The organism is Lysobacter enzymogenes (assembly GCF_900106525.1).
Lineage (GTDB): Bacteria > Pseudomonadota > Gammaproteobacteria > Xanthomonadales > Xanthomonadaceae > Lysobacter > Lysobacter enzymogenes.
In genome coordinates this window covers 48076-61087 of sequence record NZ_FNOG01000014.1, presented here as the reverse complement: position 1 = coordinate 61087, position 13012 = coordinate 48076, and the positions used below count along the sequence as shown (strand labels likewise).

The window sequence follows — 13012 nt, the reverse complement described above, 5'->3', positions numbered from 1 at the left end:
GTTCTGCACAAAATCGCGAGCCGCGCGAGCCTGAATCGCTGGCCACCCCGGCGTTTCCAGGCGGTCCTGCCGAGGGGGCTGGACGGTCCGCGCAGCGCGAAACGGGCAGAACCGGGCCGCCGCCTTCGGGCGCGCGGTCGCGACGGCAGCCAGCCAGACAACGGCGACAGCGACGAAGGAACGCGCTTTGCGTGTGCACGGGAGCCCGGCGAGAAGATCGGGCCCCGTGTGCCACGTAGGCACGGAATGTGCGTCTTGCGCCGGTCATCACGCTTGCGGAGGAGTTGGATTTGGCGAATCGCTACACCTCGGTGCTTCAAATAGGTTCGAATCAAGTCGGCTTGAATCAAGCCGGCATCGGCCGGATCGGATTGGCGCCGGCGTGCGGCGCGCAGGAGCGGTCGGGCTTCGAATCCAGCTTCGCCAGCCCCCCCGCCGCGGAGGCCGGGGTAGTATCGAAGCAGATAACCGGGGCGTGGGCGAAGGTGGACGTGGGCGAGGAGTCATCGGCAGCGAACCAGCCCGCGACGGCGCAAACGCAGGACGAAGGCTTCGTCGCGTTCCTGCGCGACAACCGCGAGGCGCTGATCGCGTTCTTGCGCAAGTCGGCGGCCTCGCACGAAGACGCCCAGGACATCGCCCAGGAAACGATGATGCGCATGCTGCGCTATCGCGACCAGCCGGCCGATGCGCTGAAGATCCTGATGTACCGCATCGCGATCAACGCGCTCAACGATCGCGGCCGCCGGCAGAAGACCCGCCACGCGCCCGAGCACGTGAGTCTGGACGAGGACTATCACGCGCTGCCGTCGCAAGAACCCAGCCACGACCAGCGCGTGGCGACCGAGCAGGAACTGGCGCTGGTGCGCGCGGCGATCATGCAGTTGCCGGTGCGCAGCCGTCAGATCTACCTGCTCAACCGCATCAACGGAATGAGTTACACGCAGATCGCGAAACACTGCGGCATTTCTGTAAAGGCGGTAGAGAAGAATATCGGCCGGGCGCTCGCGCTGTTGCGCGCGCGCATGAAGGAAAGCGGCTACGAGACCTTGCAAGAGCCATGAACACGACACTGCCCACATCGACGAACGCCAACGCGCCCGGTCCGCACGACGACCGCGCGGAAGCCTGGGTGGCGCGGCTGGACTCGCCCGAATGCACGGCGCAAGAGCGCGCCGAATTCGAGCGCTGGCTCGACGCCTCGCCGGCCCACGTGACCGCCTACGTCGAAGCCGAGCGCGCGCATCAGGCCGCCGCGCAACTGGCCGGCGACGAGATGCTGCAGGCCGCCGCGCGCATCGCCTGGCGCCAGACCGGACGCGCCAACGCGCGCTCGCGCTGGTGGGCGCCGACCGCGATGGTCGCATCGCTCCTGGTCGCCACCGTGGTCGGCGTGGGCTGGTTGCGCACGCCGGCGCCGGCGCAAAGCCTGCGCTACGCCACCGCGCTCGGCGAGCAGCGCTCGCTGCGGCTGGCCGACGGCACCCAGGTGATGCTCGATACCGACACCGCGATCCTCGCGCGCTTCAGCGGCGAGCGCCGCGAGATCGAAGTCGATCGCGGCCGCGTCCAGTTCCAGGTCGCCGCCGATCCGGCGCGGCCGTTCTCGGTCAAGGCCGGCACCGGCACCATCCGCGACATCGGCACCACCTTCCAGGTCAGCAAGAACGGCAACGAGGTCAACGTCGGCCTGATCGATGGCGCGGTGGTGGTCTCCAACGGGCTGGCGCAGACCGGCAGCACGCTGTCGCCGGGCCAGCAGCTCAGCTACGACCACAGCGGCCGCATGACCCCGCCCGAGCCGCTCGACGTCGGCCTGGCTACGTCCTGGCCCAGCGGCGATCTGGTGTTCAAGGACCGCCGCCTGGATTCGCTGCTGACCGAGATGAACCGCTACTCGGCGACCAAGCTGCGCCTGGCCGATCCGGACCTGGGCAAGATCACGTTGAGCGGCGTGTTCCACGCCGGCGACCAGGCGGCCCTGCTCAAGGTGCTGGAACAGGGCTGGTCGTTGAAGGCCGAACGCTCGGCGAACGACGAAATTGTCCTGCATCGCAATCCGGGCTGAGCCCCCTGGCCGCCGCGGCGGTGATATGGTTGGACAGCGCCAACGACAGGGGGCGCTCCGGTTCAGCTGTAGCCCGATCGATGCGGTTGGTGGATGGCCAAGATTTCCCATGCGTTCATCGTTTCCATCGCGCTGACGTTCTCGCCTTTGGCCTTGGCCTTGCCGGCCTCGCAAGGCGATATTCCAGCCGATGGCTACACCATTGCTCCCGGCGCGTTGGAAGACGCGCTGATCGCGTTCGCCACCCGTAATCGTTTGCAGCTGAGCTACTCGCCGGCCCTGGTGGCGCGGCGCCGCACCCCCGGCCTGCGCGGCGAGCCGCCGGTGCGCGAGGGACTGGCCCGGCTGCTGGAGGGCACGGGCCTCACCGCGGTAGCCGTAAAAGCCAATGTCTACTTGCTGCAGCCGGCGCCGCGGCAACGGCCGCGTCCGCAGCCGGTGGCGACCGTCGCCGCGCCGGCGCCGGCCCCGCGCGGGCCGACCACGACCGAGCTGGACACCGTCCACGTCACCGGCTCGCGCATCGGCCGCGCCGCGTTCGAAAGCTCGCTGCCGCTGACCCTGATCACCAACGAACAGATCCGCGCCAGCGGCCACCAGACCTTGTTCGACGTGCTGCGGCTGATGCCGGGCATGAGCGGCCACCACCCGCGCAACGTCGCCACCGAGAACGGCGCCAGCCAAGTGCCCTCGGCCGCCGCCGCCTCGGCCAGCCTGTACTCGCTGGGCCCGCGCGCGACGCTGTTCCTGGTCGACGGCCGGCGCATGGCCAACTACGGCCTGGTCTCGACCGACTACGGCGCGCTGACCGACCTCAACGGCATTCCGTTGAGCATGGTCGACCACATCGAGATCGCCCACGGCGGCGCCTCGGCGATCTACGGCGCCGACGCCATGGCCGGCGTGGTCAACATCATCCTCAAGAAGGACTACCGCGGCGCCGAAGTCGGCGCCAGTTACGGCGTGTCGCAGCGCGGCGACGCCGAACAGCAGCGCCAGTACGCCAGCTTCGGCGAACAGACGCCCGGCGGCGGCAGCGTGTTCGTCAGCGTCGACCGCTTCATCCGCAACCCGCTGATCGGCAGCCAGCGTTCGTGGGCGACGCTGGACCAGCGCAGCAACGGCGGCGCCGACGGCCGCTACAAGGCCGGTTATGGCGACGGCTACGCCTATTGGGTGTACCAGGCCACCCAGGGCTGCGAGGACAGTGACGAGCTGACCAATCCCCGCTTCGGCACCGACTGCCGGCTCGACCTGCCGCGTTACGTGAGCCTGCAGCCGGGCATCGACAGCAACGCGCTGTACACCTATTTCCGCCAGCCCTTCGGCGACAACAAGGAGTTCTACGCCGACCTGCGCGCGACCCGGGTGCGGCTGGACGTGCAGACCGCGCCGTTCAACGCGGTGGTGTCGCTGCCCAGCAGCCATCCCGACAGCTTCTACGGGCTCGGGCTCAACTACTGGTTCGCCGACGTCGGGCCGATCCGCAGCCGCACCACCACGACCACGCGCGACTTCACCGTCGGCATCAAAGGCTTCCGCGACCGCTGGGACTGGGACGTGAGCCTGGCGCAGCGCCGCAACAAGGTCGAAAACCGCATCACCGGCCTGATCAGCCAGCCGGCGGTTGTGGCCGAAGTCGGCGCCAAGACCCTGCACTTCAACAAGGCCGACACCAATTCGCCGGAAGTGCTGGAGCGCATTTCGCCGCTGAGCACGCTCGGCGGCGAGATGGTGCTCGACACGCTGTCGGGCAGCATCGAAGGCCCGCTGACCGAACTGCCCGGCGGCGAGCTGAGCCTGGCCGCCGGTTTCGAAGCGCGGCGCGAGGTGCTGACCAACCGTCCCGACGACGCCTTCCTCAACGGCGACGTCGCGCTGGCGCAGGAGTTCGACCTGCGCCGCGCCAGCCGCAACACCTCGGCGATCTACGCCGAGGTCAACGTGCCGTTGCACGAGAAGCTGTGGATGGACGCGGCCTGGCGCCTGGACCGCAGCTCCGGCTACGGCAATCAGGTCTCGCCGATGTTCGGCCTGCGCTGGCAGCCGTTCAAGTCGCTGATCCTGCGCGTCTCGGCCGGCGAGGGCTATCGCGCGCCGACCCTGGCCGAGCTGCGCCGGCCGATCACGATGGGCGACAACAAGGGTTACCTGCCGGCGGTGGACGCGCCGCTGCCGTGCGCGGTGCCCGCCGGCGAGTACTGCGTAGTCGACGTGACCTCGCGCATCAACGAAAAGCTGCGCCCGGAGACCTCGACCAGCCGCAACTTCGGCGTGGTGTGGACGCCGAGCGAGGAGTTCACGCTGAGCCTGGACCGCTACCGAATCCGCCGCCGCAGCGAGATCCTGCCGATCGAGCCGGTGGCTTATCCCAAGCTGTTCGCCGATGCCTTGGTCGCCGACGAATACGGCTATCTGGTCGGCGCGCAGCGTTACCTCGGCAACTACGGCAGCACCGAGGTGTCCGGCTGGGAGCTCAACGCCGAGTACCGCTACCAGACCCAGCGCTGGGGCAATTTCGGTTTCCGCATCAACGGCCACTACATGGACCGGCTGCTGCGCCGCGTGCATCCGCTGGCGCCGGAGCTGGACTACGCCGGCTTCGGCACGCCCAACCGCACCGTGCTGGGCAGCGTGCGCTGGAGCTACCGCGACTGGATCGCCACGCTCAACGCCCACTACATGGGCTCGGCGACGGTCTCGCGCGACACCCCGGGCTCGGCCTGCGAGAAGTTCCTCGATGCGCCGCTGCGCTGCCGCACCCCGAGCGCGACCTTGCTCGATCTCGACCTGGCGTACGGCGGCTTCGACAAATGGCTGATCGGGCTCAACATCAGCAACCTCAACGACCGCCGCCCGGTGAACTACGACTACAACAGCGGCGGCTACAGCCTGGTCGACGACGACCCGGTCGGGCGTTATTACCTGTTGAGCGCGATGTACCGCTTTTGAGCGGCGCGTTGCGAGTTGAGCCGGCTCAGCCCGGCGCCAGCCACGAGAACGGCGGCCACGGCAAATTGCGCAGCACCCAGAAACCGCCGAGCAGCGGCAGCCAGAATTTCGCGCTGAGCAGCGTCGCCAGCGCGCGCCGCGGCAACGGCAGGCGATAGCCGAAGCTGTGCAGCACCAGCAGCGGCAGCGTCGCCATCAGCACCGGCAGCAGCGGATTCATGGCGACGGCCTGGGCCAGATCGCCGTGGACCAACGCGTGCAGCGCGCGGGTCATGCCGCAGCCCGGGCAGTACAGCCCGGTGAAGTGGTAGAACACGCAGCCCGGCAGCGGGCTGCCGGCGGCGTTGGGATCGACCCGCTGCAGCACCCACGCGCCGGCCGCGGCGACCGCGCCGCAGGCGGCGACGGTCGCGGCGAGCGCGTAATGGCGGGCGGGGGCTTGCATGGCCGGGCGCAGCGGTGCGGGCTCAGTGGCCCTGGATCAGCTTTTCCAGACCGCCGTTCGGCACGAACGACATGCCGTTGATGAAGAACGACACGATGGTCCAGACGATGCCCAGCGCGGCCAGCGCGGTGCCGATCCAGCACCACAGCTTGGCGTTCTCCGACGCGCGGCGCGCACCGGCTTCGTCGCCGGCGGCGAACTTGCTGTTCACCTGGCTGCCGAACACGATCGCCACCACGCCGGGCGCGGCGCCGAGCAGGCAGCAGAAGCAGGCGCCCAGCACGGTGACGGTGATCGACCAGGGCAGGTAGGTCTGGTACGGCGAGGGCGCGGCGACGGGCTGGTTCATTTCGACTCTCCCCTGAGTCTGCAGATCCGCGCCGGAACGGCGGCGGTTGCCGGCATCCTAGCAGCGCCGGCGCGCTCGCGGCACGCCGGGCGTGCCGCGAGGCGGCGGCCCGTGCGAAGCGCGATGGGCCGCGCGCGGGCGTGGGCTCAGGCGCGGTCCCCGCGCAGCGCGCGCACCTGTTCTTCCAGGCTTTGCGCGGTCAGCCCGTGCGGGTCGCGCGGCGGGTCGGCCACCACATCGACCGCGGCGCGGAAGCGGCGCGGCACGCGCATCCGGCGCAGGCGCGAATCGCGCTTGCTCCACATGCTGCTCCACATCCCGCGCAGCGCCATCGGCACCACCGGGACCGGGTTCTTCTCCAAAATCCGTTCTACGCCGGCCTTGAACGCCGCGATCTCGCCGTCCTTGGTCAGCGCGCCCTCGGGGAAGATGCCGACCAACTGGCCGTCGGCCAGCGCCGCCTCGATTTCCTCCATCGCGCGCCGCAGCACTTCCGGGTCTTCCTTGGCGCCGGCGATGGGAATGGTCTTGGCGGTGCGGAAGATCCAGTTCATCACCGGGATCTTGAAGATCTTGTAGTACATGACGAAGCGCATCGGCCGCGACACGCTGGCGCTGAGGATCAGCGGGTCCATGTAGCTGACGTGGTTGCACACGATCAGCGCCGCGCCTTCGTCGGGAATGCGCTGCGTGCCTTCGACCTTCAGCCGGTACAGCGCGCGCACCAGCACCCAGCTGAGAAAGCGCATCAGGAACTCGGGCACGATGGTGAAGATGTAGATCGCCACCAGCGCATTGGCGATCGCCAAGGCCAGGAACACCTGCGGAATCGTCCAGTGCAAGAAGCGCTGCGCGACCACGCCCAGCACCGCCGCCAGCACGATGAAGGCGGCGTTCTGGATGTTCATGCCGGCGATCACGCGCGACAGCTCGTTCTTGGGCGAGCGGTTCTGGATCAGCGCGAACAGCGGCACCACGAAGAAGCCGGCGAATACGCCGATGCCGACCAGGTCCAGCATGATCCGCCACGCGCCCTGGCTGTGGACGAAGCCGCTCACGTCCAGGCCCTTGGCCGTGGCCAGGCCGGGATGGGCGAAATACAGGTCGACCATGAAGGCGGTCATGCCGAACGCGCCCAACGGCACCAGGCCGATTTCGACCGTGCGCGCCGACAGCTTCTCGCACAGCATCGAGCCGACGCCGGTGCCGATGGAGAACAGCGCCAGGGCGAAGATGTACAGCGTCGGCCCGCCGCCGAGGTTGTCTTCGGCGTAGCCCGGCAGCTGCGAGGTCAGCACCGTGCCTACGAACCAGAACCACGACACGCCGAGGATCGAGTTGCGCACCGCCGGCTGGCGCCGGGTCATGCGCAGGATCTTCAGCGACTCGGGAATCGGGTTCCAGTTGATCTTGAGGTCCGGCTCGCCGGCGTCGGCGCGCGGGATCAGGCGGCTGACGATGTTGCCGGTGACCGCCAGCGCGATGATCGCCACCGCCGCAAGGATCGGGCCGTGGCTGCCGGCCAGGGTGAAGATCAGGCCGCCGAAGATCATGCCGGCCAGGATCGAGATCGAGGTGCCCATCTCGACCAGGCCGTTGCCGCCGGTGAGTTCCTCGGGCTTGAGCACCGAGGGCAGGATCGAATACTTGACCGGCCCGAACAGGGTCGACTGCAGGCCGGTGCAGAACAGCGCGACCAGCAGGATCGACATGTTCTGGGTCAGGAAGCCGACCGCGGCCAGCGACATGATCGCGATTTCCATCGTGGTCGTGATGCGGATGAGCTTGTGCTTCTCGAGTTTCTCGGCGATCTGCCCGGCGGTGGCCGAGAACAGGAAGTAGGGCAGGATGAACAGCGCCGGCGCCAGGTTGGTGTACAGCGTGCGCTGCTCGTCGCTGACGCCGAGGTAGAACAGCAGGCCGATGATCGCCTGCCGGTACACGTTGTCGTTGAAGGCGCCGAAGGCCTGGGTGAGGAAGAACGGCAGGAAACGCCGTTGGGTGAGCAACGCGAACTGGTTGTGCGCCATGCCGTCCTGCTGTCCGGTCGGGTCCGCACGTCGATGTGCGGCTCATGCGAAGGATTCGCGCTGGGAGCCTAGCAAAAGGGGCTGACGCCGGTGTAGCGGGGCGAGGCGGGTAGCGCGAAAGTAGCCCGGCCAGGGTGCGGGCCTAGACCGGAGCGCGCAAGGCGGATCGCGGCGGGCGCCGGTTTGCGGCCACGGGTTTGTATCCCACTGTATCGCCGTGCCCGGCGCCGACGCTGGCATACAAAACCGCGGGCGGCCCGACACCTGGGCGATACCACGACGCGGCGAAATGGCGCCACCCCGCCGCCACGCCCGGAACCCGCCATGACCACCGCCGTCCCGACCGATCGCCCGCTCGACGCCCGCCGCCGCAACCTGCTCGGCGGCGCTGCCCTGGCCCTGCTCGCCGGCCCGCTAGGCGCGCTCGGCGCAGCCGCCCCGGCGCTGGCCGCGGCGCCGCGCGCGTCCGCACCCACGCCCGCCGGCGCGGCCGCATGGGGCCCGCTCAAGCAGATCGACGCCGGCGTACTGCGGGTGAGCTACGCCGAACTCGGCCCGCGCCACGGCACCCCGGTGCTGCTGCTGCACGGCTGGCCCTACGACATCCACACCTACGCCGAAGTCGCGCCGATCCTCGCCCGCCAGGGCTATCGCGTCATCGTCCCCTACCTGCGCGGCTACGGCCCGACCGCGTTCCTGTCCGCCGACACGCCGCGCAACGGCCAACAGGCCGCGCTCGCCGTCGACGCCATCGCCTTGCTCGACGCGCTGGGCATCGAATCGGCGATCGTCGGCGGCTGCGACTGGGGCGCGCGCACCGCCGGCATCCTCGCCGCGCTGTGGCCGCAGCGCTGCCGGGGCTTGGTCTCGGTGAGCGGCTACCTGATCGGCAACCAGCAAGCCGGCCAGGCGCCGCTGCCGCCGAAAGCCGAGCTGCAATGGTGGTATCAGTTCTACTTCGCCACCGAGCGCGGCGAACGCGGCTACGCCGAGCATCGGGACGAATTCGCCCGCCTGATCTGGGAACTGGCCTCGCCGCAATGGCGCTTCGACGACGCCACCTTCGCCCGCAGCGCCGCCGCTTTCGCCAACCCTGACCACGTCGCCATCGTCATCCACAACTACCGCTGGCGGCTGGGGCTGGCGCAAGGCGAAGCGCGGTTCGATGAGTTGGAAGCGCGGCTGGCGAAGGCCCCGAACATCGCGATCCCGACGATCACTTTGGAAGGCGATGCCAACGGCGCGCCGCATCCGCCGGCGTCGGCTTATGCGGGCAAGTTCACCGGTAACTACCAGCACCGCGAGATCGACGGCGGCATCGGCCACAACCTGCCGCAAGAAGCCCCGCAAGCCTTCGCGCAAGCCATCATCGACGTGACAAGACTCTGACGAATGCTGCGCCAGCCCCCTGTAGGAGCGGCGCAAGCCGCGACCGCGCCCCTTCCGCGCGCGGCGCAACTTTCATCGCAGTTCCGGATTCGCAGTCGCGGCTCGCGCCGCTCCTACAGGACGATCGCGTAGCTTTCGCCAGGGCTCACCGCCCGCCCGCGTCCTGCCACTCCGCCCCTTCGGCCGTCTTCAACTCGCGCGCCACACGGCTCCACTCGGGTTCATGCCGCCAGCGCCGCGTCGTGCGCTGGAAGAACTGGCTGTTCGGCACCTGCAGCACCGTGTCGTCGCCGTTGGCATGGGTTTCCTGCAACGTCGTATAGACGAAGTTGATATCGACCACACGCCCCTTGAGCCCCGGCTTGTCGCCGTTCTCCAGCACCTCGATGTAGTCGTACAGGCGGAACGGCCGCGTGGTCAGGATCAAGAACGCGCAGAAGATGTTCGACAACACGCTCCACGCCGCGAAGAACGCCACCGCGCCCACCGCCACGAACCCGGTCAGCGTCGTCCACACCACCGACCCGGAAATCCCGACCCGGTTGAGGAACATCAGCAGCGCAGTGATGTAGATCACCGTGCTCAAACCCCGCCGCAGCCCCAGCGCGAACGCCGGCGCGATGTCGTAGCGCGTCGACATCCGCCGCACCAGCTGCCGCAGCAGCGTGGTCAACAGCCAGGCCACGGCCAGGATCGCGAAGGCCTCGCCGATCTTGGTGGCGATGTAGGTGGCCTGGGCGAGCATGGGAGACATTGCCGGTTTTGCCTTTTCGGATAATGGCCAGGGGCGGCAGTGTAAGGGGAAGCGAGTTAGCTCGCCGTTCTCGGGCGTGGCGGGCAATCGCGAGGCGATCCGCCCGGCCATAAACTCCGTCATCGCCTCCGCAGTGCGGCGCCTCGCTTCAGCCCTTACCCTAGGGAGGAAGCAACCTGCCGGTGATCGCCATGCTCAGCCCCGACCTGACCGCCCAAATCCTCGCCTTCCGCGACGCCCGCGACTGGAAGCAGTTCCACAACCTGCGCACCCTTTCCACCTCCATCGTCCTGGAGGCGGCCGAACTGGCCGAGCACACCCAATGGACGCGGGATACCGAGCTCGACGAGGTGGTCCGCGCGCGTCGTCCGCTGATCGAGCAGGAAGTGGCCGATCTGGCCATCCTGATGACGTACCTGATTACGGACCTGGGTATCGACCTGGAACAAGCGGTGGCCGACAAACTACGCAACAACGCCGAGCGCTATCCTGTAGACAAGGCCCGGGGATCGGCCAAGAAATACGACGAATTGTGACCACCCGCCGCGCGCGGCGCGGCGCGGCCGAGCGAGGGAAACGCCACGATGTTCCTGTACTCCGGCACCACACCGGATTTTTTGCGGGCGACGACTCAGAACGCCATCGCCCAGCGTCTGAAAGAAGCTTTTCTGGCCCATTACCGCTACAACCCGTCCGACGGCGAATACCAGTCCTGGCAGAACTCGCTGCGCTCCTTCGCCGATGTATTGCGCGAAGGCGAGCTGACCGAGCAGGGCATCTTCCTCGAGTTCCGCCTGCCACTGTCGTCCAAACGCATCGATGCCTTGCTGACGGGCCGCGACCGCCAGCGCGACCGCGCCGTGGTGGTCGAACTCAAGCAATGGCAGACGGCCGAAGCCGGCAGCGGCGACGACCTGCTCAAGACCTGGGTCGGCGGCCAGCACCGCGACGTGCTGCATCCCTCGGTGCAGGCCAACCAGTACCGTCGTTATCTGGAAGACATGCACAGCGTTTTCCAGCCCGGCGACGAACGGGTCGCCCTGGAAGCCTGCGCCTACCTGCACAACTATCGCCCCGAGCCCGACGACGCCTTGTTCGACCCGCGTTCCGATGCCGTGCGCCAACTCGCGCCGGTCTTCACTGCCGGCGACGTGCCGCGACTGGCGCAGCATCTTGTCCAGCGATTGGGCGAGGGCGAAGGCGAGCGGGTCATGCAGCGAGTCGCCAAGAGCCGCTATCGCCCGGCCAAGAAACTGCTCGAGCACGTCGGCAAGGTGGTGAAGGAGGAGCCCGCGTTCGTGTTGCTGGACGAACAGCAAGTGGTCTTCAGCCAGGTACTGGCCGCGATGGAATCGGCGGTGGCCGACCAGCGCAAGCACGTCTTCCTGGTCCACGGCGGGCCCGGTACCGGTAAGTCCGTACTCGCTTTGAATCTGCTCGGCGCGTTGTCGGCCAAGGGCTACAACGCCCAACACGCCACCGGCTCGAAAGCCTTTACCAGCACCTTGCAGAAAATCGTCGGCCGTCGCGCCGGCCAGCAGTTCCGCTATTTCAACCAGTTCGGCGCGGCCAAGCCCAACGATGTCGACGTGCTGCTGTGCGATGAGGCCCACCGCATCCGCGCCACCAGCAACCACCGCTTCACCAAGGCCGCTCAACGCTCCGACCGTCCGCAAATCCAGGAAATCGTCGAAGCCGCGCGCGTGTCGGTGTTCTTCGTCGACGATCAGCAGGTCGTGCGTCCCAACGAAATCGGCTCCTCGCAGCTCATCCGCGACATTGCCGTGCAGCACCGTTGCGCGCTGCACGAAAGCTGGCTGGAAACCCAGTTCCGTTGCGCCGGTTCCGATGGCTTCGTCAACTGGGTCGACAACACCCTCGACATCCGCCGCACCGCCAACGTCCTGTTCGATCAAGAGCAGGAAGTGTTCGAATTCCGCATCGTCGACAGCCCGGAAGCCCTCGACTCCCTGATCCGCGCCAAGGCCAGCGAGGGCCATTCCGCCCGTCTCGTCGCGGGCTACTGCTGGCCTTGGTCGACCGAGCTCGGCGCAGACGGGCAACTGCGCAACGACGTCAAGATCGACGGCTTCGAACGTCCCTGGAATGCGCGCCCCGACATGACCGGTCTGCCCAAGGGAGTGCCCAAGGCCGACCATTGGGCCTACGAGTCCGGCGGCCTGGAGCAAGTGGGCTGCATCTACACCGCGCAAGGCTTCGAGTTCGATTACGTCGGCGTGATCTGGGGCAGCGATCTGCGCTATCAGCCGGGCGAGGGCTGGTCCGGCGATCGGGCCATCTCCAAGGACATTCCCGTGCGCAACGCGCGCGAGCGCTTCCTGGAACTGGTGAAAAACACTTACCGCGTACTGCTCTCGCGCGGCATGAAGGGTTGCTACGTCTATTTCGAAGACAAAGAGACCGAGAATTTCGTTCGCAGTCGGACGGAACACCTCGGTCATACGCCCAAGCCGGTACCGATCGCCAAGCGGCGCCTCGCTGCGTTGCCCGCATCGGAGCCTATCGACACGCGCCCATTCCAGGTTGTGCGCGCCGCCGACTTGCTCCACTGGCAAAACGCCGTGCCTCTGCTGGACCTGAAGATCGCCGCCGGCGACTTCAGCGACGTACAGACGCTCGAGAGCGACGCCACCGATTGGGTTTCGCTGCCCGACCATATCCGGATCCGGCCCGGCTACTTCGTGGCCCAGGTCCAGGGCGAATCGATGAGCCGCCGCGTACCTGATGGATCATGGGTGCTGTTTTCCACGGAGATGCGTGGATCGAAGCAGGGGCGGATGGTGCTGGTGGAGCGCAGCGAAGTCGGCGATCCCGAGGATAGCGGGCGATATACCCTCAAGCTTTACGATTCCAAAAAGCGCGAGAGCGAGGACGGAATCATCTACGACCAAGTGCTGTTGCGGCCCGACAGCCTCATCCAAGGCTTCAGCACTATCGAACTGGATTTAGAAGACAGCGGCGCGTTGATCAGGGCTTGGGTGGTGGCCGTGCTGGTATAGGCCGT

Annotated in this window: 10 protein-coding genes; 6 read left to right on the top strand and 4 right to left on the bottom strand. The window is 67.7% G+C overall.

All coding sequences use genetic code 11. The features are described 5' to 3' along the window. Positions 1-341: 341 nt before the first annotated feature. The 3 genes from BLU84_RS24385 to BLU84_RS24375 all read left to right on the top strand — a co-directional run bounded on the left by BLU84_RS24385 (position 342) and on the right by BLU84_RS24375 (position 5020). Complete coding sequence (locus BLU84_RS24385; protein ID WP_324610493.1) at positions 342-1064, top strand: RNA polymerase sigma factor; 723 nt, start codon at positions 342-344, stop codon at positions 1062-1064. Then, positions 1061-2068, top strand: coding sequence for a FecR family protein (locus BLU84_RS24380; RefSeq protein ID WP_074873428.1), 1008 nt, complete (start codon positions 1061-1063; stop codon positions 2066-2068). Before BLU84_RS24385 ends, BLU84_RS24380 begins: the two co-directional genes overlap by 4 nt. 93 nt (positions 2069-2161) lie before the next feature. Beyond that, complete coding sequence (locus BLU84_RS24375; RefSeq protein WP_074873425.1) at positions 2162-5020, top strand: TonB-dependent receptor; 2859 nt, start codon at positions 2162-2164, stop codon at positions 5018-5020. 25 nt (positions 5021-5045) lie between these two features. Here BLU84_RS24375 and BLU84_RS24370 read toward each other — a convergent pair whose 3' ends face one another. The 3 genes from BLU84_RS24370 to BLU84_RS24360 all read right to left on the bottom strand — a co-directional run bounded on the left by BLU84_RS24370 (position 5046) and on the right by BLU84_RS24360 (position 7844). Beyond that, complete coding sequence (locus BLU84_RS24370) at positions 5046-5465, bottom strand: DUF2752 domain-containing protein (RefSeq protein WP_074873422.1); 420 nt, start codon at positions 5463-5465, stop codon at positions 5046-5048. A 22-nt stretch (positions 5466-5487) separates the two neighbouring features. Then, positions 5488-5814, bottom strand: coding sequence for a CD225/dispanin family protein (locus tag BLU84_RS24365; protein WP_074873420.1), 327 nt, complete (start codon positions 5812-5814; stop codon positions 5488-5490). 146 nt (positions 5815-5960) lie between these two features. Next, complete coding sequence (locus BLU84_RS24360) at positions 5961-7844, bottom strand: MFS transporter (protein ID WP_074873418.1); 1884 nt, start codon at positions 7842-7844, stop codon at positions 5961-5963. Positions 7845-8168: 324 nt separating this feature from the next. Here BLU84_RS24360 and BLU84_RS24355 point away from each other — a divergent pair, with 324 nt between their 5' ends. Beyond that, positions 8169-9233 (top strand): alpha/beta fold hydrolase, encoded by a 1065-nt coding sequence (locus tag BLU84_RS24355; protein WP_074873416.1) that lies wholly within the window; start codon positions 8169-8171, stop codon positions 9231-9233. A 145-nt stretch (positions 9234-9378) separates the two neighbouring features. Here the strand turns inward: BLU84_RS24355 and BLU84_RS24350 are convergent, their stop codons facing one another. After that, positions 9379-9978, bottom strand: a complete 600-nt coding sequence (locus BLU84_RS24350) for a mechanosensitive ion channel family protein (RefSeq protein WP_074873413.1) — start codon at positions 9976-9978, stop codon at positions 9379-9381. Between the two features lie 200 nt (positions 9979-10178). Here BLU84_RS24350 and BLU84_RS24345 point away from each other — a divergent pair, with 200 nt between their 5' ends. Beyond that, a complete protein-coding gene (locus BLU84_RS24345; protein WP_074873410.1) occupies positions 10179-10523 on the top strand; it encodes a nucleotide pyrophosphohydrolase in 345 nt (114 codons plus the stop codon). 48 nt (positions 10524-10571) lie between these two features. Then, entirely contained in the window at positions 10572-13007 is a 2436-nt protein-coding gene (locus BLU84_RS24340) for a DNA/RNA helicase domain-containing protein (protein ID WP_074873406.1), read from the top strand. Positions 13008-13012 lie beyond the last annotated feature (5 nt).

Coding starts and splice junctions, on each gene's coding strand:
- BLU84_RS24350 (WP_074873413.1), bottom strand. CDS start 9,978: ATGCTCGCCCAGGCCACCTACATCGCCACCAAGATCGGCGAGGCCTTC.
- BLU84_RS24355 (WP_074873416.1), top strand. CDS start 8,169: ATGACCACCGCCGTCCCGACCGATCGCCCGCTCGACGCCCGCCGCCGC.
- BLU84_RS24370 (WP_074873422.1), bottom strand. CDS start 5,465: ATGCAAGCCCCCGCCCGCCATTACGCGCTCGCCGCGACCGTCGCCGCC.
- BLU84_RS24375 (WP_074873425.1), top strand. CDS start 2,162: ATGGCCAAGATTTCCCATGCGTTCATCGTTTCCATCGCGCTGACGTTC.
- BLU84_RS24345 (WP_074873410.1), top strand. CDS start 10,179: ATGCTCAGCCCCGACCTGACCGCCCAAATCCTCGCCTTCCGCGACGCC.
- BLU84_RS24380 (WP_074873428.1), top strand. CDS start 1,061: ATGAACACGACACTGCCCACATCGACGAACGCCAACGCGCCCGGTCCG.
- BLU84_RS24365 (WP_074873420.1), bottom strand. CDS start 5,814: ATGAACCAGCCCGTCGCCGCGCCCTCGCCGTACCAGACCTACCTGCCC.
- BLU84_RS24360 (WP_074873418.1), bottom strand. CDS start 7,844: ATGGCGCACAACCAGTTCGCGTTGCTCACCCAACGGCGTTTCCTGCCG.
- BLU84_RS24340 (WP_074873406.1), top strand. CDS start 10,572: ATGTTCCTGTACTCCGGCACCACACCGGATTTTTTGCGGGCGACGACT.